We start from the raw sequence: 23037 nt of genomic DNA, 5'->3' as shown, positions 1-23037 counted from the left end.
TTGGAAACCGTTCTATTTAGAAATTGTGTAAGGAAAGCAGCACTGCTGCTTTTTCTTTTTTGTTCATGTACCTCTTATGCGCAAGTGAGGTTGGCGCAAAGCAATACTCAACTTAGCTTTATTCGAGCTAATTATCCACTAATTGTTTTTAATAAGTATTCTTTTTTATCGGCTGAGAGCCAGTTGCAACAATTATTTTCTTCGGTTGAAATAGATAGCATTTACCAATTTGCAGATTCCTATTTTTTTACAGGAAAATTGGCACAACAATTTCCCATAGAAGTTGGACTTTTTTTTGATGCACAAAGCACCCGCAAATTTTGGTTGAGTGTAAAGGTGGAAGATGCCGCTGGCGTTATTACCACTTTGCAGTTGAACTTTAATACGGCCGCCAAACACTTTTGGGGCGGAGGAATGCAATATTCAGTTTCAGATTTTTCGGGAAAAAAGTTTAGTGCAATTGCAAGCAGTAGCGTTTTAGGAAATGCAATGGGGCAAAGCGTTGATATCAAAAATTGCGATGTGGCATTACCACGTTTTTGTACCGAAGAAAAATTTTGCTTTGAGGTAAAGCCTCCCGAATGTGAAGCTGCATTCGATTCAATAGGCAATGTTGCAGTAACTGTTTACCCGTATCGGAAGAATGATTATTGGCTATTCAATATAGAATTTGATGATGAAATTGCGATGACAAAGCCAATGGAGATAACATTGCCGCATTGGGCACATGGCACAATTTTGAGTGTGGCAGGCAATGTGAAGCGTAAAAATAAAACAGTATTAAAGGCAATGGCTGCCGGTAATCCTATCACAGCAGTGTACAGTAGAGATTGTATAAGCAAGAGTCTTAAAGGCACTCATAAAGCAAGAAGTCAAGATTTTAAAAATTGGATATATGCCATGAATAAGAAGGGCATAAAAGTTCTGGGATATATACAACCATTTGTAGCGCAAGAAAGCAAGTATTTTACACAAGCAATTGAGCAGCATTTTTTAGTAAGCACATATAATGGAGAGCCGTATAAAACAGTTGTGAATGAACAAACGGTATATCCAATAAATTTGCTAAATCCGGCAGCAGCACAATGGTATAAGCAAGTAATAAAGGAAACACTTATTGAAAATGGGTATAGTGGTTGGGTGGCTGATGTTGCCAATGGGTTTCCTTTAGATGCTCAAATTCCAGATGGTTTCAATGCGTATTCTGCACACAATTTTTACCCGGTGGTTTGGGCACGCATCAATAGAGAAGTATTACAGGAAACAGGCTTAACTGATTCCTGCCTGGTATTTCATACAAGTGGCGGTGCCGGCTCTGAGCGCTATATGCCAATTTTTGAAACGGTGTATCCAACTTTAGATTTTAATACTCAGCATGGTTTGCCTGCTGCCGTTAGAGGTGTACTGTCTGCTTCGGTTTCGGGGCTACAGTATGCTTATAGCAATATTGGTGGTTGTTTAAACACAAAGGCACGTTACAATATACAAGAACTGCTTTGCCGATGGATAGAATTTGAAGCGTTTACCCCCTTTTTGAAAACGAGTGAAATTACGGTAACTGATAAAGGTGTGGCATCTGTATTTAGCAATAAGTTTATGGTTAAATTTTTGGCGCGTTTTGGAAAAATACATGCATTGCTTAGTAATTATTTTATTGCCGAAGCTGCAGAAGGACGCTTAATTAAACCACTTTATACAAAATTTTTTCAACCGGAGGATACGGTATCTAGATTTCATTTTTTAGTAGGGCAAGATATGTTGGTGGCTCCGGCTGTAGCACCTTCTCAATCTACTGTGGCTGTAAAATTTCCACAAGGGGAGTGGCGTAATATTTTTGATGCTTCCACAGTTATTTACTCGGGATTGGAGCTAAAAAATATTGCATGCCCAATTGGATTTCCGGCAGTGTTTGTGCGCACCAATAGTGCCATAGATACGCTATTGCTAAGTAAAAAAGACTTGCTGCTTACACCTTAGCGGTGCAGCGCCTCACGCAATGTTTCTAAAAATTCACGAACTGCTGCTACGCTTACTACTTTATCGTGAAAGTGCAATTTGGCTGCTGCCTCTTCTTTTTCGGAGGCATTAAATTGTGCCAGAATATTGGTAAGGTGCATTTTCATGTGTCCGGCTTGTATGCCGGTGGTTACCAGTGAGCGCACTGCGGCAAAGTTTTGGGCTAAGCCAACTGTTGCAATAATTTCCATTAGTTGCTTGGCATTGGGGTTGCCGAGCAGCTCTAAAGAGCGCTTTGCCAATGGGTGCAAGGAGGTTAAACCACCAACTGTGCCTATGGCAATTGGAATTTCTAACCAAAACTTAAAGAGGTTGTTTTCAATAGAAGCATTGGAAAGGCTGGCGTAGCTTCCATTTCGGCAAGCATAAGTATGGGCGCAACTTTCTACGGCTCTAAAATCGTTTCCGGTGGCAATTACAACGGAGTCTATTCCGTTCATAATTCCTTTATTGTGTGTAGTTGCGCGATATGGATCTATGCGGGCAATACGCACTGCTCGCTCAAACTTCCATGCAAAATCTTCGGCAGAAATTTCTCCATTAGAGAAGGTTCCCAATGCCGATATGGGGCAACTTACTTCGCTGCGTACCACACAGTCGGGTGTATAATTTGAGAGAATACACATAATAATTTCAACGTTTTTTTCGGAATCGTTGAATACTATGCTTTCATTTATTTTTTCGCGCAGGAGCTTGCCAAATTCCTCTAAACAGGAATTGATGAAATTGGCTCCCATAGAATCTACAGTTTCAAAATAAGCACGAATTTGGTAGAAGTTTGGTTCTTGGGGAAACTCAATAAGTTCCATATCGAGCACTCCGCCTCCTCGCTTTTCCATATTGTGTGTAATGTGCTTTACACCTGTTTTTAGTTCATCTTTTCTACTTTCAAAAAATCGAAAGAGTTTGTCTTTACTTCCGGTGTAGTGAAAGTGTACTTGCCCAACTTTGGTGGTGGAAATTACATGGCTTTTAAAGCCGCCTCTATCCATCCAAAATTTAGCGGCATTAGCTGCTGCTGCCACCACGCTGCTTTCTTCCGTAACCATTGGAATGGCATATACTTTGCCATTTATTAAGAAGTTAGGCGCTACGCCAAATGGAATGGGAAAATTGGTAAGTGTGTTTTCCGAAAAGCCGTCTAGCAACTTTTGTGCTTCGATATTATCATGCCAATACTCGGCAAACTCCTTGAATATATCTACAGGATTGGCATATAAGAAGTTCTTAGCAAGCCAATAGATTTTATCGCGCTTGGTAAGTTTAGAAAAACCTGCTACCTGTTTATCTTCATTAGGTTGCTCACTCATTGCTGTGCAAATTTAGGAATATAAAAGATAGAAAAGGACTTTGTTTTTTTTCATAGTTGCAGCTGTGTGAAATGCCTTATTATTGCGCCAAAGCCATTGTGTGAAAAGGAAAATTGCTGTAAACACCAGATTGCTGCTTAAAGATAAATTAGAAGGCATAGGTTATTTTACACACGAAACATTAAGGCATATTGTTGCTGCCAATCCGGATATTGATTTTTACTTTTTATTCGACAGAAAGCATAGCACTGAATTTATTTATGCTTCCAATGTGTATGCTGTGGAGTTGTTTCCGCAGGCACGTCATCCTTTTTTGTATGTGTGGTGGTTTGAATGGAGTGTTGCCAACTGGCTAAACCAGCATAAGCCGGATTTATTTTTATCGCCCGATGGCTATTGTGCTTTGCGTGCAGCAGTGCCGCAACTTGCAGTAATGCACGATATTGCCTATGAGCATTTTCCGCAGCACAATAAGTTTTTGCAGCAGAAGTATTACGAGTTTTTTATGCCTCGGTTTGCACATAAGGCAGCAAGAATTGCTACTGTTTCGGAATATTCTAAAAGTGATATTGCTAAGTACTACGGTATTGAGCCGCAAAAAATTGATGTGGTGTATAGTGCTGTGAAAGAGAATTTTTTGCCATTAACAACGGTTCAAAAGCAGCAGGCAAGTGATACTTTTGCAGCGGGAAAGGAGTATTTTGTGTATGCAGGCTCTGTGAATCCACGCAAGAATGTTGCCAATATGCTGCGGGCATTTAACTTGTTTAAAGAAGAAACGGGCAGCGATATGAAACTGGTAATTGCCGGAGCAAAGGGTTGGCAAACCGGTGAGATATTCAGCACATGGGAAACATTGCAACATAAAGAGGATATAAATTTTACCGGACGGCTTTCTTTAGAAGATATGCAACTTGCAATTGGCGGAGCTTTTGGCTCTTTGTATGTAAGTTTGTTTGAAGGTTTTGGGGTGCCGCCATTAGAGGCAATGGCTTGCGGTGTTCCTGTAATTACATCTGCCGTATCTTCTATGCCCGAAATTTGTGGCAATGCGGCATTGTTGGCACAGCCCGAAAATGTTGGAGATATTGCTGCTAAAATGAAGATGCTTTTTAATGATGCAACTTTGCGAAGTAACTTAATAGCTCAGGGATTAGTGCAACATAAGAAATACTCTTGGAAAGAAACTGCCGAATTGCTTTGGAAGAGTTGTGAGCGAGCAATGGCGCAATAGCTATACCGATTCTTTAGGAATAGAAATGCAGAAGGTGCAACCACCAAATTCATTGCTTTCTACCCAAATTTTACCTTTTAGGTTATCTATAATTTTCTTGCAAATGGCAAGTCCAATGCCTGTTCCCGAAAATTGGTTGCGGGCATTGAGTCTTTGGAAAATAACAAATACTTTTTCGGCATATTCTTTAGCAATTCCTATGCCGTTGTCTATTACTTTAAACTCGTGTGTTTTTTCGGTGTTGTTGTATTCTACTTTTACAATTTTCTTGGTACTTAGATTGAACTTAACGGCATTATTGATGAGGTTTTCAAACAAGCTGTACATGTGTGTGTAATCGGCATTTACCGTTGGCAAGTTATCGGCCGAAAAGGCAACATGCTGCAATACTTCTGCATATCGGTTGCGGATATCGGTAATGGTGGTATTTAAGTCTATGGTTTCAACTTGTACTTCGTTGTTTAGTTTAGAAAATTCCAAGAGGCTGTTTATGAGTGCATACATCCTTTTGGCGCCTTCGTTTACAAAACCCATGTAGGTTTGTACTTGCTCATTTTGTTGCGGCTCTAATTGTTTTTCGAGCAGGTTAATGTAGTTGCTTATCATGCGCAACGGCTCTTTTAAATCGTGCGATGCTACGTGTGCAAACTGCTTTAACTCGTTGTTTGAAATTTCGAGTTGGTGTGCGTAGTTTTCTATTTCGTTGTTTTTTTGGCGAAGCATTTCTGCTTCTTTCTTTTTCTTTTCGAGTTCAAATCTTGATTTGGCATCCATAATGGCGGCTGCTTTATCGAAGTTGAACATTTCGTCTTTAGTACGATCGTAACGAATGTGGTACTCGTATGCCTGCTTAAAATCGCCTGCTGCGGCATATACTTCGGAAAGGTATTGGTAAACGGTGTTGAGGTCGCTTTTACTGTCTAAATCTTTCAGAATTTTTTCGCCTTCGTGAAAGTAGTGCAGCGATTCTTGCCAATTGCCTTTTAGTTTATGTGCCATTCCTAAATGGATATAGGAATTGGCAATAGAATTTTGGTTGCCAAATGTTAGTTTGGTTTGTAAGGAGCGGTTGAGGAGTTCGAAACCTTTTTCGAAATCGCCTAGTTCGCAATAGCTGTAGCCTGCATTATTTTGAACTACGGATGCAAAGTAGGTTTCGTTACCTTCTTCAAAAAGTACGAGTGCTTTTAAATGATATTCTAGTGCTTCGCGGTGGTTTTTTACCTCGTTTAGGTGGTTGGCAAGCATGTTGTAGCAGCGTGCCAAACCTTCTTTGTTGCCTATGCGCTCAAAAATGGAAATAGATTTTTGGAGGCATTCGAGCGGATATTCTTTGGTTTCGGAACTTTTGTGGAGTACCGAAATATAGTAATACAAATAGCCAAGCTCTTCTTCTAGTGCGTGGTTTAGTGCGGGTTGGGCTTCGAGGAGTTGAACGGCATCTTGGTAGCGTTGCTGTGCATTTTCCCAAATGCCAAGGTAGTGCTCATTCATACCCATGAGGCGCAGAAGGCGGGTTTGCAGCAATACATTTTTTTTGCTGTTGGCTAAAACCAGCGCTTGCTCGCAGAGTTGATTGCTTACTTTAAATTGCGATGCAACTTTTGAGTTAAAGGAGGCTAACTGATAGAGTGCTTCTGCTTGCCACTCGGCATTACCCGCTTGTTCGGCAATGGCTAAGGCTTCTTTTGCCAATTGCTCTGCCTGAACACTCTGTGATTTCACAAGCTGTTCTGCTTTTTCAATTAAGTGGAAGAATTGCGTTTGCATGGAAGATGACACACTCATTGCTTTACTCTTGTACGTTTGTTTTTGATTAAAGTTTAATTAAGCGTTGGGTAAATAAAATTTTATGCTTGTGCCTCCTAAATGGCTTGTTTCAATCCAAATTTTCCCATGTAGTTTTTCTACTGCTTTTTTGCATACGGCTAAGCCAATTCCGCTGCCGCTTACTTCGCTTTCTTTATGTAATCTGGCAAATATGTAAAACACTTTTTCGCGTTGCGATTCGGGTATGCCTATGCCATTATCGTGTACTTCGAATTGATGCTTGTTGTTTGAAAATTGGTAGTGTATTTCTATAATAGGTTGTTGGCTACGGTTATATTTTATGGCATTGGCAATAAGGTTTTGGAATATTTGAAAGAGTAAGGTTTTATCGCTGTTTATGATGGGCAGCGGGCTGCATGTAAGTACTGCATTTCGATGTTTGATGATGATGGATAGTACAGATTGTACTTCGCTTACAATTTCGGTTACATCTACTTGTTGTAAAGATATATTGGCATTTGCTTGGCTCAGTGCCATCATGTCTTGAATCATTTCGTACATGCGTTTGGCGCTGGAATGGATTACTGCCGTATATTCTTTTGCTTCGGGAGTGCCGCTTGCAGCTATGGATTTATCTAATAATTTGGTGTAGCTGTTTATCATACGGAGTGGCTCGCGCAAATCGTGCGAAGCTACATAGGCAATTTGTTTCAACTCTTCGTTGGAGAGTTGTAGTTGGCGTATGTAATCTTGAACTTGTTCGTTTTTTTGTTGTTGTAATTGTGCTTCGCGTTCTTGTTTTTCTATAGCAAAGCGCATGGTGGCATTGTGTAGCGTGGTAGCTTTGTCGAAGTTCATCCATTCGCCTTTTACTTTGCCGAATTTAAGGCGGTAATCGTATGCCGATTTGTAATCGCCAGATTCTGCTAATGTGAGAGCCATTTCTTCGTAAAGGTCGTGCAGTTCAACTTCGCGCTTATTTTTAAGTAGAAGTTCTTCTACCATAATGTAGTGCTCTATAGATTTTTCGTATTGCTTTAAATGGCGGTAGGCACGTGCAAAATAGTTGTGTGCCGCGGCAATGTAATCGGGAATTTGCGTGGCTTCCATTTCTTGCAAACCGGAGTGGAGCAATTGGAATCCTTTTTCGGTTTCGCCTATTTCGCAATAAACTAAACCAAGGGGGCAAATGCAGGATAGTTCGCCTACTTTATTGTTTGTTTCTTTAAAAATGGCTAGTGCTTTTTCAAAGAGTTCTTTTCTTTTTTGTGGGTGGTGCTTTACATCTTTATGATAATCGGCATAGAGGCTGTAGCATTTTGCAATGCCATCTTTGTAATTGGCTTTTTCGTAAAATTCTATTGCTTTGGTTAGGTGTACAAACTTTTCTTCATCGAATGCAAGATGCTGGTATATTAGAATGATATTGTAGTGCAAACTACCAGCCAAGAGGAGTTCTTCTCTTGTTTTTGGTATTTCTATTTCTAAAATTTTAGCTGCTTGCAGGTAGTTAGAAACGGCATTGGTAAAGTTCCCTGTCCAGTGGTAGCAAACTCCTACGAGTTTAAAGATGTTGGCGCTTAAAAATGGTTGGTATTCGTTGCCTAAAAGTACATGTGCTTCTAGTGCGTGGTGTAGTGCTGCATTGTAGTCGCGCAGTACGTTGGTGTAGTAATTGGCAATTTCTACTTTGGCTTCGGCTGCTTGGAAAGTAAGCTGGTTGGCAAGCGCCAGCGAAACTGCTTTTTCTGCATATTCAATGCATTTATAGCTGCGCTGAAGCCTTTCGGCTCTTGCAGTTGCTATAAGCGAAAGCACTTCGGAAAATATATCCAAAGCAGGCTTATTAGGTACTAAGTTATCCTTTTGGGATTCTTGAAGAGACATTCCAATGAGGGTTTGCAGGTAAAATTATGCAATAGATTTGGTGTTTTTACTAAAAACTATTACGGATAAAACGCAACAAGGTTTTAATAATTGTAAAAAAAGCCATCGGGTTGCGATGGCTTTTTTTTTTAAGGGAGTTGTTATTTCCCGAAATTAGGATCTAACTTAAATTCTTTTGCAAGATAGCCGGGGCGGCAAACTCTTGCTCTTCCATTGGTAAAGCGTTTATGTATGGCCACTTTGTTTAATGGTGAAGACATAAAAATATAAGGTTGTGCTTCGTACACTAAGCGTTGAAATTCTTTGTATAGTTCGTTGCGTTTAGTTTCGTCTAATTCGTAGCGAAGTTTATCTATTACTTCATCGCTTTTTTGGTCGCCAAAGCCAACGTAGTTGCTGCCGCCATCGTAAGAAGATGTGTGCCAGATTTGTTTTGGATCATCGCTGAGCGGGTGCGAAACCCAACTGCCCATATACATTTCGAAGTTATGCACTTTTATTTCTTCTAAGAATACGGTCCATTCTTTTGGTGCAATAGAAATTTCTACTCCGGCTTTTTTACAGTTTTCTTGGTAAAGGAGTATTATTCTTTCTGAAACTTCGTTGCCACTTGGCATTTTAACGGTGAGCGAAAGTTTCACTTTTTTGCCGTTTATCATTTTATCGCGCACGCCATCGCCATCGCTGTCTTTCCATCCGGCTTCGTCTAATAACTGATTACCTGCTGCAATATCAAAAGGAATAAGTTTTAAATTGTTGTTGTAGTATGGGCGTTGTGGGCTGGTGGGGCCAACTACGCGGGTTGCCATACCGTATGAAATTTTTTCGATAATTTGATCGATGTCAATTAGGTGTGCTAAGGCTCTGCGTACTTTTACATCGCTAGTTTTTGGGTCGCGCATGTTTAAGCCTAAATAGGAGTACACTAATTGTGTTGGTTTTTCGAGTTTGTATTTGGCAGTTAATTTTTCATCTTTTTCTAAATCAAGAAAATCTTTGGATTTGAAAGATGAAGCTACATCAATGTTTTCGCCTTTTACTGCAGCCAAGGTGGCGCTTTGGTCGTTGATAATTTCAAAGATTAGCTTATCGGGCAGGTTGCTGAATTCAGGATTTTCACTGGCAAATTTTTCGCCCCAGTAATTTTGTTTTTTCTTAAGAATAACGCGTTGCCCTGTTATCCATTTTTCTAGAGCGTAAGGTCCGGCTCCTGAAACGCCTTCCGGTTCGCGTGCAAATTTTTCGGAGTTAAACTGTTCTGCGAATTTTATGATGTCGGCATTGCCTTTCAGCTTTTCAACTTCCTTAGGGTTATTGAAGGTTTTGTATTCGAACTTGCGCATCAATTTTTCCGGGTCGTACACATATTCAGGGAAAGGTGTAATGGCACTCCAAGTTTCGCTTTGGAAGTATTTTCCTTTACACAAGAAGGTGAATTTTCTGTTATTGTCAGGATAGGTAACTACATCAACAATAAAATCGTAGTAGGAGCGTAGGTGTTCGCAATCTACTTTTGGGTTTTTAATTGTTTTGAGGGTGAATAGTATATCGTCTACAGTAATGGGTGAACCATTGTCCCATTTTGCTTCTTCGCGTAGTTCGTAGGTTATTTTTAATCCGCCTTTTAGTTCTCCCTCTGTAATTTCTTCAATAAGCGGACGTGCTTTTGCCAAGCCCGGAATAATGGTAAATGGAGAGTCTAATTGATTGTCTAACATGCCTGCAAAAATGTTTCGCTCTATTTCGCTGGCGTTAGAAGATGTTGAAGTTAAACCGTTTAATTTGTCTGGATCGGCAGAAATGTGGATGACTACTTCGTTTATGCCGGCTCGTTTGCTTTTTACGCCTTCACTTTTGTTTCCTCCTCCGCCACAAGCAGCTAATAATGCAGCAAAGGCAACACTTGCTGCAACAATTTTGGTTGATTTAAAATTCATTGTTTTTGAAATTTTTAGATGCCAAACGTACATAAATTTTTTATCACGAAATTCATATTGTGTAAATGAATTATTGGTGATGTTTATTGTAAATAATCTTTTTCGAGTGTTTCAAAAGTAGGTAGGTGGTTGTGGTGCCACATGGCTTTTACTACGCCATTTTTTAGCAATACCAATCCAGGATTGGAACGGATGATTGTTTTTAATGGTGTTTCATCGGCTGTGTAAAATGGATAGGCGGTTTGGTTTTTGGTTCTGAAATCTTCGATATTGATATCGCCACTAGTTACACAATATACATTCAGTTTTTTGGCTTGTGTTTTTTCTGCAAGGGCATTTAATTGTTTAAATGCGGCTTCGTTGGTTTTACCCAATTTGTATGCAACAATCATGAGCGAATAATTGGGGTCGTTTAGCAATTGGTCGGTAATATCGTTTTTGTGTTCATCGCTAATAAACAAGTTGGTAATTACGGCAGGAACTCCCGGATCGAGTACTTTATCCTTACGGTCTTTAAATTCCCATTCTTCGGAATTTATGGCGGTAAGTTCATTCATGCCAAATTCTTTTTCTGCTCCTGTTTTAGTGTTTTTATAGATGAATGTCATTTCGGTTTTTGGCGGTACTTTTTCTTTGCGTAGTTCGCGGATGTTGTTGCCCGGTTTGTAAGGTCTAAAATCTACAATTGGCAAATTCCATACGTAGTTTGAAAGACAAAACAACCATGTGCCAACCGTGCTTACAACAATAATGGTGTGGCGCACAATGTTTGAAAATAGAGGTTCAATTTTTGATGAGCCTGCAATAAGTATCACAATAAGTATATCTAAGAAAATATCTTTGTAGAACGATACCCAAGGTTTTAATTTTACAAAATCGCCAAAGCAGCCGCAATCGGTTACTTTCATGTTTTTTTCTTCGAATACTAAATTTCCTTTACTAAAAAATAGTTGCCAATCGTAGCCATTCAGGTAGGTAAAACCTGTGAGAATGGTAAAGAATATAAGCATGGCAAAGCTAAGCCACAAGGTGAGTTTGGTTTGCCAACCGATTAAAATGGCAATACCTAAAACTATTTCAAATACAATCATGAATACTGCCAAAGGCGTGCTCCAATCGCTTAGTAAAGCCCAAAAATCTTTTAATCCAAACTGGCTGAAGGCAGAAAAGTAGTCGTGCATTTTATAGGAGGTTCCCAGCGGATCTATAGCTTTTACCGCGCCTGAAAAGATAAACAGTGTGCCTACAAAAAATTGGATATAGGTAAATACAAGATGCTTGGGTTTTTGCAAAATATAGCGGATGGCATATAGCCCCAATGCAATAGTTCCAATAAGCGCAAATAGAGAATAAACGTTCATAGTTTTGAATTATGAATGGTGAAAAAAATTAGTTGTGTTTTCTTTCAGACAGCTGTATGAGTGCAAAAATGGCATAGTTGACAATGTCGGTGTAGCCTGCATCGACACCTTCGCTAATAATTGTTTGCCCGAGATTGTCTTCTATTTGTTTAATGCGGAGCAGTTTCATTAGAATTAAATCTGTAAAAGATTCGGTGCGCATATTGCGCCAAGCTTCGCCATAGTCGTGGTTTTTTGCCATCATAAGCGTTTTAATGTTGGCAACTTCCAGGTCGTAATGTTGTAAAATTTCGTTGGCGGAAATAATAATGCGTTTATCGTTTTGCATTTTAATTTGAAGCAGCCCAATAATGGCATAGTTAACTAAGCCTATAAACTCAGACTCTACGCCTTCGTTTATCATTTTTTGTTGTGCTTCTTCAATGGTTTGAATACGCTGAGCTTTTATAAATAATTGGTCGGTAATGCTTTTGGGGCGCATTACGCGCCACGATGTGCCGTAGTCTTTTGCCTTTTTTAAAAAGATATCGCGGCAAATAGAAATTTGTTCGTCAAATTGTTGCGATGTATTCATGCTGTGCGCTCAAAGTTAAACGATACAATGATGCAAAAAACTGTTTTGTTTTTTTTAGGGAAAGCGGTGTGCTATGTTTTTGCTACAGGCAAGCGGTTCTGCCGCCATCTACCGGCAAGTTTATTCCTGTGATATAAGCTGCAGCAGGTGAGCAGAGAAATACCGCAGCAGCTGCAATTTCTTCGGGTTTGGCGAAGCGCTTCATGGGAATTTCGTTTTTCATTTTTTGCTCATAGTCTTGTATGGCAACGTCTGCTTTGCTGCTGTTGTTGGCAATAATTTGTTTGAGTCGCCCTGTTTCGGTTGCGCCAGGCAGCACATTGTTTACGGTAATACCCAAAGGTGCAAGTTCGTTGGCTAAGGTTTTTGCCCAGTTGGCAACTGCAGCACGCACGGTATTGCTTACGCCAAGGTTGGGAAGCGGCTGTTTTACAGAGGTGGAGATTACATTTACTATTCTGCCAAAGTGGGCTTGTTTCATATCTTCAACCAGCAATTGTGCTAAAATGTGGTTGCAAATCAAGTGTGCTTCGAATGCTTTTACAAATTCAATTTCGGTAGCTAAAGCAATGTTACCGGAGGGTGGACCTCCGGTATTATTTATGAGTATGTGGTATTGCTTGGCGGTTTTCTTTTTATGGCGTTCTACAGCAGCTTTTAGTTTATCGGGCTGGCTGTTATCTACTACTACGTAATCGTGTTTTTGCTCGTTTTTACTAATAAAGCTAAGGTCTATTAGGTTTTGCATTAGCTCGGTTTCGGTTCTGCCTGCAAAGGTGATATTGGCACCTGCTTTTGCCAATTCAAAAGCAATGGCTTTTCCTATTCCTTTGCTGCTGCCGCCAACGTATGCGTTTTTGCCGTTTAAATCAAGAACCATGTGTGTTATTCGATTTTTAGAATACGTTCAAAGGAGGCATTTTTTCCTTCGTTTATTCTAACAATGTATTCGCCTTTAGAAAGGTGCAATTGGTCTGAATTTATTTCGATGCTGTGTTGGCCGTCTGCAAAATGGTTGTTGCTTAAAGTACGGTTGGTTTTACCATCAATACTAAACAATTGAATATTTAGGTTTAGTGGTTTAGACAGAGTGAAAGTAAGTGTAGTAGATTTTGAAAATGGATTAGGCATTACTTTTACTTCTATAATATTGTTTGCAAGGCTGTTTACTTCTTTGGTTGAAGAAACCGATTGCTTAACTATGGTAAATTTATCTTTTACTGCGCCTGTAGAAGAAAGGTATTTGCCATTAAGTTTATTGCCATCTATATCCAACACCAATGAGCCGCACACATTGGTGCCGCCATCGAAGTAAAACATGGCAGGATGTGCTTTTCCGTTGTAAAACCCGGCTTTAGAGGCATCTACATCGCTTCCACCATTTCCGGTTACAACATATACGGTTCCTACATTAGGCGTTGGGCCATCGGTGTATTTTATATAGGCTTCGCCAATATCTTCGTTGCCGCTGGTGCCATTTACTAAATGCTGTTGGGGATTAAATGTGCTGGATAAACCTGTGTGTCCTTTCAATAAGAAAGAGCGTTCGTAGGCATGGCTGTGTCCGTTTACAACCAAGTCCACTCCGTATTGCTCTAAAATTGGGCCTATATTTTGGCGCATAGCTTTCATATACAATTCATAAAACAAATCGGAATCGTGTGAGCCTTTAGTGTAGGGTGGTTGATGCCAGTATGCAATTACCCATGGCTGCGTATTTTGAGCCAAATCGTCTTTTAGCCATTGCAGCATGGGCGAAGTGGTAGCACCGTTGGTGTAAGCGCCAATCCAATCGAAGGCGGCTGTGGGTGAGCCAAGTTCTGAGTTAAGCGAAATAAAATGCACATTGCCATAATCGTAAGAGTAGTAATTTTCGAGCGAAGATGGTTTTCCTCCGGCTTCGCCATTGGAAGGAACTGTAATTATATCGTAGTATGGCCCTTTGTGTGTATTGGGATCTTGCTGGCATGGGATGCCGCAAACGGAATTGTAATCGTGGTTGCCCGGGCAAGGGTAAAAGTGCATGAACTTAAAGATTTCGCCAAAGGCATAATTGTGTTCAAACACATGGTCTTGATAATTTTGGTCTGTACCATCGGTATAGGCATTGTCGCCTAACCATAACCAAACATCGGTTTCTTTATCTTTAGAATAGTTTAAATAGGCGTCTCTTGTATCTTTCTGCCCTTGATTGCCTTTGCCAAAATCGCCTACTGCCCACACTCTAATGGGTTGTACTGTGCCCGGAACCGGAGCCGTTCTAAACCAGTGTGCGGTATCGGGGCCACTGAGTGTGTTGCCTCCGCTTTCAATTTTGTAATAGTACTTTGTAAATGGTTGAAGATTTTTAAGCTCTAGATCATGATCGCTTAAAGAAGTGGTATCTGTTACCGATAAATTTAGATTGTTAAGGCTGGTGCCGTAATATACAGTAGCATTGGTAGAATCTGCTGTGCGCCAGCGGATGTTGATACTGTTTTTGGTTTTCTTTTGTTGGTAAGGTCCTCTAAGTAGTTGTTGTGCGTTTGCAGCAGTTGCAAATGCAAAGAATGTAAAGATAGAACTGTAAAAAAATTTCATGCCCGAATTGTTTTGCGGTAAAATTAAAAATCTACTTTAATAAATCTGTTAAACGAATGTTGCGCAATTGTTTTTTTTCGCTATGGAGTTGTTTTGTTTTTTGGCGTTCTTTTTTTGCCTGAACCGAAGGTTGTGTTTTTTTACGTGGTTTCGGTTTTCTAAAAGCTCTTTCTATCATTTCAATAAGTGCATTGGTAGCAATTTCTTTATTGGTGTGTTGAGAGCGCGAAGTATCGCAGTGTGTGCTAATGCTGCCATCGGCAGTTATTTTACGCGATAACTTTTCTTCTAAAATTAGTTTTTCTTCAGGGGTTAAAAGCGTTGAATGTTGGATGTTAAATGTGGCTACAACTTTTGAACTTACTTTGTTTACATGCTGCCCTCCCGCACCACTGCTGCGCATGGCTTTAAACTCAAATTCGCGTTTTAATGAAGTAATTGAAATGCTGCCAAAAGGTGTTTTTGAAATCAGGTTCATTTTATGCTAATACTTGCCCTGCTTGTGTGGCTTTATATTTTTCAATTTGCTTATGCATTACTTTAAACCAAAGCGGAGGAATGGTTGCCAGTACCATCATGCCAGGGTATCCTGTTGGCATTTGCGGGCTTTGGTCGAAGTGGCGAAGGATTTGATACTTTCTGGATGCCATGTAGTGGTGGTCGCTATGGCGGGTGAGTTCAAAAAGCATTAACCTGCCAATTGGATGATTGGAATTCCAGGAATGGGCAGGCATTACCTTTTCGTAATAAGCATTGTCTATTTTTTTTCGTTGTAGCCCGTAGTGTTCTATGTAGTTTACAGTTTCTAAAAGAAGAGCACCAATAAGTGCCGATGCCATGTAGAGCAAAAGTGTTTTAATGCCCAATAGTGCAAGAATAATCAATAAGGTTGCTACCTGAATTATTTGATATACAAGCATCTCGTTTTTTAAACTCCAAACAGTTGCTCCGTTTTTTGCCAAGCGGTCTTTTTCTAACTGCCATGCAGAGCGCCAACTGCCACTGATGGTTCTAAAGTAGAAAGTATAGAGTGTTTCGCCATAGCGCGAAGATGCAGGGTCTTCGGTGGTGCTTACGTTTTTGTGGTGCCCGCGGTTGTGTTCAATAAAGAAGTGTAAATACTGTGTTGTCCAAAGCAATATCTTAGCCATGAATTGCTCGTGTTTGGTGTTGCGGTGGCCGAGTTCGTGTGCCACATTTATGCCGAATACACCACACGAAATTCCAAAAGAAACTACTAAGCCTGCCATTTCGAACCATGCTAAATTGGGCTGCGATACTCTGTAAAGAAAGTATGCCATCATGCCTAATTGAACCGGAACTATTGCCCAAACAATAAGATCGTAATGCCAGTCTCTTTTTACTATTTCTTCTTCTTGTTTACTCATGTTTTCTTCGGTGCCGGGAAGAAACAATTCTAAAAACGGAATAAGAAAAAATGCATAAAAGAGTGAAAAGAAAGTCCACCAACCTCCAGCCATTAGTGAAACAAAAATGGCAACTACGCTTAGAAATGCCGATAAGTACTTTAGATAGCGCAAGTTCATAGCTGTGTGCTGTTTTCAAACTTACGCATTTTTGAAACTATTTTTATAGGATTTGAAAAAATACTAATTGCAATCGTTTTTAGTGGATAGCGTTTATGTCTATCTTTTTTTCGTACCTAAAGGGAAGTTCCTTTTTAATGATGGCGTAAGCCTTGAATTTTACATTTCCTAAAATAAGCAGATTAGCACCTTGGCTTTTAAATAAATTGCCAAGGTTGGAGAATACGTTCTTAAGCATATCGTTGCCGGTGAGCGTAATAGAAAGCGGAACCGAAAATTCGCTTTTGCCTTTTACTTTTAAATCCATTTCCTTACCAAGCATGGTTACTTTTTGGTTGTTTAAAAAAACATTGGCAGCCAGGTTTTGAATTGTAAATCGAACTCTGTTGGGATTGTAGCAAACAACATCAGCTCCGAGCGTAAAGTTGGCTCCCTCGCGATTCAGTTTGTAGTTTTCTACTCTTCTAAATTCCGGTTGCGAAATTTTACAGGAACTAATGCCAATGGTGCTTACAAAGAGGAGCGTGAAAATGCTTGCAGTATTTATGTTCATAGCTGCAATTTTCAAGATTTTAGATTAAACCTAATAATTGTATTGCAGTAAAGTATGTTGCGTATGCAGATACAAAAACTAACAAACAGCACTAAAGCATATTGTGGAACCCTCATTACCACAACAGCTATGTGCTGTTCATCAGAAACTTTGAAAAACTATCAAGCCGTTTTGCTGCGACTTACAAGGTTCAATATAATATGGCGTAAAAGTTTTGTCAAGTGTAATTGGTGAAAAAAAATCCTTTTGTTTGGCATGTGGTTGAACAATTTGTAATTGGCTTAATGAGTGGCAGTTCTTTGGATGGAATTGACTTAGCATATTGCCACATAAAGGAGAAGAGCGGGCAATTTGCTTGCGATATTTTAGCAGCCGATTGTATAGCATATAGCGAGGAATGGCAAAGCAAATTGCGTTTATTGCCTGCCGTTTCGGCTCGCGAATTATGGCAAGCGCATGCTGCTATTGGTAAACTTTTAGGTGAAACTGTAGTACATTTCTTACAAACACACAGTATTGGGAAAGTAGATTTTGTGGCAAGCCACGGGCACACGGTATTTCATTTTCCCAACGAAGGTTTTACTACACAAATTGGCGATGGTGCAGCTTTGGCTACTGCATGTAAATTACCGGTAGTGTGCGATTTTAGAACAACAGATGTGGCACATGGCGGCACAGGGGCGCCCATTGTACCCATTGCCGATTTATTATTGTATAAGGAATATACTTTTTGTTTGAACCTTGGTGGAATAGCCAATATCTCGGCAAAGAGCGGCAGCAATATAGTGGCATACGATATAGCTCCTTGTAACCAATTGCTGAACTTTTTTGCACAGCAAGCAGGCAAAGAATTTGATAATGAAGGCTACATGGCACGTAAGGGCAACATAAGCAATGTGTTGCTGCAACAATTGCAAGAACTGGAATATCATAAAATGGGAGCGCCAAAATCGCTTGATAATGGTTTTAGTAAAACACAAGTATTGCCGCTGTTTACCAATATGAAAGTTGAAGATAAATTACGCACCGCAGTTGAATATATAGCCAACGTATTGGCAATGGAGTTACAGTTGGCAGCAGAAAAAGTGGGCGCAAACCTGCATACAGCCCAAATGCTTGCCACCGGAGGCGGAGCTTTCAATACCTTTTTAATGGAGCGAATTGCGGCACTCACGCCTGTAAAGGTTATAGTGCCTCCAACTCAGGTAGTGAAATTTAAGGAAGCACAAGCAATGGCTTTAATGGGTTTCTTGCGCTGGCACGGGCGAGCAAATGTGCTCTGTGCTGTAACCGGAGCCAACAAAAACACTATCAACGGTGCAATTTATTTGGGCTGATTTTTACAATGCCATTCAGCTTTTATTTGCATAACATAATTGCTACCTTCGCCACCTTCAAAAAAAGTTAGAAATGAATAAGTTTTCTGCCATCGAGTACAAACGCCCCGATTTTGAACGAGTTTCGGAGTCGTTTAATCAGCTTCTTGTAGATTTCGATAATGCTAAGAGTGCCCAAGAACAAAGTCTAGTTTTTAATAAGATAAATACACTTAGAAACGAGTTTCAAACGTATGCTTCTATAGCATCGGTGCGTAATTCCATAGATACCACCAATGCCTATTATGAATTAGAAAAGCAATTTTATGATGATCACGAGCCGCTTTTCCGCGATTTGAATATTCGTTTATACAGGGCATTGGGCAATACTCCGTTTAAGGCCGATTTACAACAGAAATTTGGTAATCAGATTTTTAACATAGCGGAGGTTTCTCTAAAGAGTTTTGATACTTCAGTAATTGAAGATTTAAAGGAAGAAAACCGTTTAGGTACTGAATACACAAAGATAATTGCAACTGCCACCGTTGAGTTTAATGGTGAAAGGATGAACTTCTCACAATTAGAACCTTTTGAGCAAGGGCAAGACAGAGCTGTGCGCGAAAAGGCAGTAAGAGCTAAATATGCAGTATTGGAAAAGAGCCTCGATGATTTCGATAGAATTTTTGACAGGCTTGTGAAAGTGCGCACCAACATCGCAAAAAAATTAGGCTATAAAAATTTTGTAGAGTTGGCGTATCACCGTATGCAACGTACCGATTACAATGCGGCAGATGTTGCGGTTTTTAGAGACCAAATCTTTAAATATGTAGTACCAGTAAGTACGGCTTTGCGTGAGCGCCAAGCAAAGCGTTTGGGTTTAGATAAATTTACCGTTTATGATATGGGATTGATGTTTAACACAGGCAATCCAAATCCAAAAGGTTCTCCGGAATGGATTATTGAAAATGGCAAGCGCATGTACACAGAGTTGTCGCCAGAAACAAAAGAGTTTTTTGATTTTATGGTGAACAACGAGTTGATGGATTTGGTAACCAAGCAAGGCAAAGCTGCCGGAGGATATTGCACCCATTTCCCAATGTTTAAAGCACCATTTATATTCTCTAACTTTAATGGAACATCGCATGATATTGATGTGCTTACGCATGAGGCCGGGCACGCTTTTCAGTTTTTCCAAAGTCGCCATTTTGAGTTAGATGAGTATTGCTTTCCAACTTACGAGGCTTGCGAAATTCACTCTATGAGTATGGAATATTTCAGTTGGCCTTGGATGGAGCTTTTCTTTAAGGAAGATGCTGAAAAATACAAGTTTGCGCACCTATCGGCAGCAGTATTGTTTTTACCTTATGGTGCAGCGGTAGATGAGTTCCAACATATTATATACGAAAATCCTGATTTAACCCCGGCAGAGCGCAGAAAGGTGTGGTTAGATATGGAGCAGAAATATCGCCCGTATATTGATTACTCAGGTATTCCGTTTTTAGAAGCCGGAGGTTTGTGGATGCGCCAATTACATATATACCGTAGTCCGTTTTACTATATAGATTATTGCTTGGCACAAATTTGTGCTTTCCAGTTTTGGCAAAAATCAAACAACGATTTTAAAGCTGCATGGGCAGATTATCTTGCACTTTGCAAAGCCGGAGGTAGTAAAACCTTTTTGGAGTTAGTGAAACTTGCTAATCTTAATTCACCTTTTGATGTAAATTCCATTCAATCTGTAATGACAGACGTAAGCGCTTGGCTCAATAAAGTAGATGACTCTAAGATGTAATTGCTGTTTTTAAAAGTTGTAATATTTTCAGCCTTTTCGAGTGCATCGGAGAGGCTGAATTTTTTTTGGGAATAGGTAATGCCGCACTTTTCGTTAGCAAGTTTTTGCGCTAGGTACTCTTGCTCTGTTTGCCCCGGAGTGGGAATGAATATAACTTTAGTGTTTGGCTGCATTGCCATTAAATCCATGATGGTGCTGTAACCGCTTCGGCATATAAGTACTTCGCTCTCGCTAATAGCTTTTGTTATTTCTGCTTGGTTCATAAAGTCCACCTCGGTTATTTGGTGGGAGCGGGTAGTGGTGTTGGACACTAAAGTTCCTTTAACTAAAAGCGATGGATGGGGGAGTTTTTTTAGTTCTTTCAATAAAATAGTTTGCAAGATGCTCCGTTGTGGCTCCGGACCGGAAAGCAACGCCATTACTTTGTATTTTTTTGGTTGCACGCTTGCAGTACTAAGGCGCGAAAGTATGCCGATGAATTTGGTGTTAGGCAATGGCGGATGCGAGAGTGCGCCAGCTGCATTGGGAGTGGTAGCGGCATCGGGCACCCAGCATTCACTAAAATTAGAGATAAGCATGTGGTTGAACTTATTGGCGGCATTCGCCAGTAATGTAAGGTGAAACGGTGCTTGCAGGTGTAGCTGGTGTGTTATGAAAATGCTTTTGATGTGTTTGTGGTAGCAACCGTATCGGTTGTCGGAAATGATAAAGTTTGGCTGGTATCTTTTTACAAGCTTATTGGTTGCCATGCGCTCTTTGGCAATGGTGAGCAATAAGGCAGGGAGCTGTTTTGCCATAGCCCATGCCATGTTTTCATTTTCGGGATATTGTATGTTATAGGCAGGTAGTTTTTCAAAACATAAATCGGGAAACTCTTGTTGAAGAAATGCAAGTGCAGCCCCATCGGAAGCAATAACAATTTTTACATGCCTTTGCTGTAATGCTTGAATTAAAGGTACACAGCGGGTGGCGTGTCCCATGCCCCAGTTCAAAACACATAGTAGTGCTGTTTTGTGCGGTATATCCATGTTTTAGAGGGGTGAAGGTATTTATTTTAGCAATGGCTGATTGACATAAAAAAAGGCTGCCCGGTTAGAGCAGCCTTTATAGATTAGAGAATGGATTTATTATTCAGCTTTTTTATCAGCATCATTTTCCATTTGTTCTTTAATTTGGCTTAGTACGCCTAAATCGCCCAGTGTTGCTTTTTCAACTTTTTGTTGTAAGTTTTTCACGGCTTTTTTAGTACGCTCTACTTCAGCTTTACGATCGCTCTTTTCGGTTTCTTTATCTTCTTTGAGTTTTTCTTCCCAAATACGAGCATGAGAAACTAAAATACGTTTATCGTTTCTGTTGAACTCTATTACTTTAAATTCAGCTTTTTCATCGGCTGCTAATACTCCACCTTGTTCTTTAGAAAGGTGTTTTTTAGGAGCAAATGCTTCTAAGCCGTAAGGCAACAATACAATTGCACCTTTGTCATCTACGTTCATTACGGTAGCTTCGTGTATAGAGCCAACAGGGAATACGTCTTCAAAAGTATTCCATGGATCTTCTTCAATTTGGCGGTGTCCAAGGTTTAGTTTTCTATTTTCCTTGTCCATTTCTAATACCACTACTTCTAATGAATTGCCAACTTTGGTAAACTCGCTTGGGTGGTTGAAACGTTTTGTCCAGCTAAGGTCGCTAATGTGAACCATGCCTCCGATAAACTCATCTAATTCAACGAAAATACCGTAAGGAGTAAGGTTGCGAACAATACCGGTATGCTTGCTGCCTACAGGATATTTTTCTTCAACTTTTTGCCAAGGGTCATCGCTTAAGCGTTTAATAGAAAGACTCATTTTGCGCTCTTCGCGGTCTAAAGTCATTACTACTGCTTCGTGCTCATCGTTTAATTTAAAGAAGTCGCGGCTGTTTGCAGGCGATGCACTCCAGCTAATTTCACTCACGTGTACTAAACCTTCTACGCCCGGAGTAATTTCCAAGAATGCTCCGTAGTCTTCGATGTTTACTACTTTACCTTTTACTTTGCTTCCTATTTCAACTTCTTTATCTAAAGTATCCCAAGGGTGAGGCAATAATTGTTTCAAGCCTAAAGAGATTCTCTTCTTGTTATCATCAAAATCTAATACAACTACATTCAATTTTTGGTTGAGTTGAAGTACTTCGTTTGGATGTGTAATTCTGCCCCAAGAAATATCGGTGATGTATAGCAATCCGTCTAATCCACCCAAGTCTATGAATGCACCAAAATCTGTAATGTTTTTGATAACGCCTTCTAGTACTTGACCTTTTTCGAGTTTGCTGATAATTTCTTCGCGTTGCGATTCGAGATCGCTTTCGATTAGAGCTTTGTGACTCACTACGGCATTTTTAATGGCTTCGTTAATTTTCACCACTTTTAATTCCATAGTTTTACCAACATACACATCGTAATCTGTAATTGGTTTTACATCAATTTGCGATCCAGGAAGGAAGGTTTCTAATCCATTTACGTTTACGATTAAGCCGCCTTTGGTTTTAGATGTAATTTTGCCGGTTACAATAATGCCGGTTTTAAATGCATCTACGATGAAATCCCAAGCTTTCAACATCTTAGCATTTTTGCGGCTAAGAATTAAATGACCTTTGCGATCTTCTTTGCTTACTACATAAACTTCAAAAGTGTCGCCTAATTTAAGGTCTTCCACATCGCGAAATTCGCTTAGTGGCACCATTCCATCGCTTTTAAAGCCGATGTTTAAAATTACTTCGTTTAAAGTAACGGCTACAACGGTACCATTTACGATTTCGTTGTCTTCTACAGTGCGCAATGTTTTGCTGTAAAACTCATCGTACTTAGCACGTTGTTGTTCATCGTATTGAACTACGTTGCGTTTGTCCACACTCCAATCAAAATCATCGTGTGCTGTGGTGGTTACTACCGGTGCAGCGGTTGTAGATTCTACGGTAGGTTCTGTTGTTTCTAAATTCTCAGACATGCGTCTAACGTCCGTTATTGTTTATTCCCGCCCGGAACTCGCGGGTTTTTTTGTTATTAAAGGAGCGCGAAGATAGGTTATTCATCGGCAAAAACAAAATGTTTCTTTTTTTAATATGCTATGATTGGTGAATGCTTGAAAAGGAATGTAGGAATGGTTTGTTGGGTCTCAATTTT

General features: G+C 39.9%; 17 protein-coding genes. 4 read left to right on the top strand and 13 right to left on the bottom strand.

What is annotated here, in order from left to right:
- The gene (locus KF872_05210; protein ID MBX2902938.1) at positions 1 to 1977 is read left to right on the top strand and encodes a hypothetical protein; all 1977 of its coding nucleotides are present in this window, start codon (positions 1 to 3) and stop codon (positions 1975 to 1977) included.
- Here the strand turns inward: KF872_05210 and KF872_05205 are convergent.
- The gene (locus KF872_05205; GenBank protein ID MBX2902937.1) at positions 1974 to 3326 is read right to left on the bottom strand and encodes a hydroxymethylglutaryl-CoA reductase, degradative; all 1353 of its coding nucleotides are present in this window, start codon (positions 3324 to 3326) and stop codon (positions 1974 to 1976) included. The genes KF872_05210 and KF872_05205 overlap by 4 nt on opposite strands.
- A gap of 100 nt (positions 3327 to 3426) precedes the next feature.
- On the opposite strand from KF872_05205, the gene KF872_05200 reads away from it, so the two are divergent.
- Positions 3427 to 4560 carry a glycosyltransferase family 4 protein gene (locus KF872_05200; GenBank protein ID MBX2902936.1) on the top strand — a complete coding sequence of 378 codons (1134 nt, stop codon included), beginning with the start codon at positions 3427 to 3429 and terminating at the stop codon, positions 4558 to 4560.
- On the opposite strand, the gene KF872_05195 is transcribed toward KF872_05200, so the two are convergent.
- The 10 genes from KF872_05195 to KF872_05150 all read right to left on the bottom strand — a co-directional run bounded on the left by KF872_05195 (position 4561) and on the right by KF872_05150 (position 16769).
- Positions 4561 to 6285 (bottom strand): tetratricopeptide repeat protein, encoded by a 1725-nt coding sequence (locus tag KF872_05195; protein MBX2902935.1) that lies wholly within the window; start codon positions 6283 to 6285, stop codon positions 4561 to 4563.
- A gap of 102 nt (positions 6286 to 6387) precedes the next feature.
- A complete protein-coding gene (locus KF872_05190; protein ID MBX2902934.1) occupies positions 6388 to 8217 on the bottom strand; it encodes a hypothetical protein in 1830 nt (609 codons plus the stop codon).
- 140 nt (positions 8218 to 8357) lie between these two features.
- Positions 8358 to 10154 (bottom strand): hypothetical protein, encoded by a 1797-nt coding sequence (locus tag KF872_05185; GenBank protein MBX2902933.1) that lies wholly within the window; start codon positions 10152 to 10154, stop codon positions 8358 to 8360.
- Positions 10155 to 10237: 83 nt separating this feature from the next.
- Positions 10238 to 11515 carry a DoxX family protein gene (locus KF872_05180; GenBank protein MBX2902932.1) on the bottom strand — a complete coding sequence of 426 codons (1278 nt, stop codon included), beginning with the start codon at positions 11513 to 11515 and terminating at the stop codon, positions 10238 to 10240.
- A gap of 28 nt (positions 11516 to 11543) precedes the next feature.
- Complete coding sequence (locus KF872_05175; protein ID MBX2902931.1) at positions 11544 to 12089, bottom strand: DUF1599 domain-containing protein; 546 nt, start codon at positions 12087 to 12089, stop codon at positions 11544 to 11546.
- Positions 12090 to 12171: 82 nt separating this feature from the next.
- The gene (locus KF872_05170; GenBank protein MBX2902930.1) at positions 12172 to 12969 is read right to left on the bottom strand and encodes an SDR family oxidoreductase; all 798 of its coding nucleotides are present in this window, start codon (positions 12967 to 12969) and stop codon (positions 12172 to 12174) included.
- Between the two features lie 5 nt (positions 12970 to 12974).
- Positions 12975 to 14669 carry a metallophosphoesterase gene (locus KF872_05165; protein ID MBX2902929.1) on the bottom strand — a complete coding sequence of 565 codons (1695 nt, stop codon included), beginning with the start codon at positions 14667 to 14669 and terminating at the stop codon, positions 12975 to 12977.
- Positions 14670 to 14700: 31 nt separating this feature from the next.
- Positions 14701 to 15147 (bottom strand): aminoacyl-tRNA hydrolase, encoded by a 447-nt coding sequence (gene arfB / locus KF872_05160; protein ID MBX2902928.1) that lies wholly within the window; start codon positions 15145 to 15147, stop codon positions 14701 to 14703.
- 1 nt (position 15148) lies between these two features.
- A complete protein-coding gene (locus tag KF872_05155) occupies positions 15149 to 16216 on the bottom strand; it encodes an alkane 1-monooxygenase (protein ID MBX2902927.1) in 1068 nt (355 codons plus the stop codon).
- A 79-nt stretch (positions 16217 to 16295) separates the two neighbouring features.
- Positions 16296 to 16769, bottom strand: a complete 474-nt coding sequence (locus KF872_05150; protein MBX2902926.1) for an LEA type 2 family protein — start codon at positions 16767 to 16769, stop codon at positions 16296 to 16298.
- Between the two features lie 284 nt (positions 16770 to 17053).
- Here KF872_05150 and KF872_05145 point away from each other — a divergent pair, with 284 nt between their 5' ends.
- The gene (locus tag KF872_05145) at positions 17054 to 18106 is read left to right on the top strand and encodes an anhydro-N-acetylmuramic acid kinase (GenBank protein MBX2902925.1); all 1053 of its coding nucleotides are present in this window, start codon (positions 17054 to 17056) and stop codon (positions 18104 to 18106) included.
- A gap of 73 nt (positions 18107 to 18179) precedes the next feature.
- Positions 18180 to 19877 (top strand): M3 family oligoendopeptidase, encoded by a 1698-nt coding sequence (locus KF872_05140; GenBank protein MBX2902924.1) that lies wholly within the window; start codon positions 18180 to 18182, stop codon positions 19875 to 19877.
- Here KF872_05140 and KF872_05135 read toward each other — a convergent pair.
- Both KF872_05135 and rpsA read right to left on the bottom strand, forming a co-directional pair.
- Positions 19817 to 20905 (bottom strand): hypothetical protein, encoded by a 1089-nt coding sequence (locus KF872_05135; GenBank protein ID MBX2902923.1) that lies wholly within the window; start codon positions 20903 to 20905, stop codon positions 19817 to 19819. The genes KF872_05140 and KF872_05135 overlap by 61 nt on opposite strands.
- Positions 20906 to 21004: 99 nt before the next feature.
- Complete coding sequence (rpsA, locus tag KF872_05130; GenBank protein MBX2902922.1) at positions 21005 to 22861, bottom strand: 30S ribosomal protein S1; 1857 nt, start codon at positions 22859 to 22861, stop codon at positions 21005 to 21007.
- Positions 22862 to 23037: the final 176 nt, after the last annotated feature.

The sequence above is a fragment of the Chitinophagales bacterium genome (assembly GCA_019638515.1).
In the GTDB taxonomy this organism is placed as follows: Bacteria; Bacteroidota; Bacteroidia; order Chitinophagales; family LD1; genus UBA7692.
The sequence above is the reverse complement of the archived record's forward strand: the minus strand, read 5'-3'. Positions and strand labels throughout refer to the sequence as shown.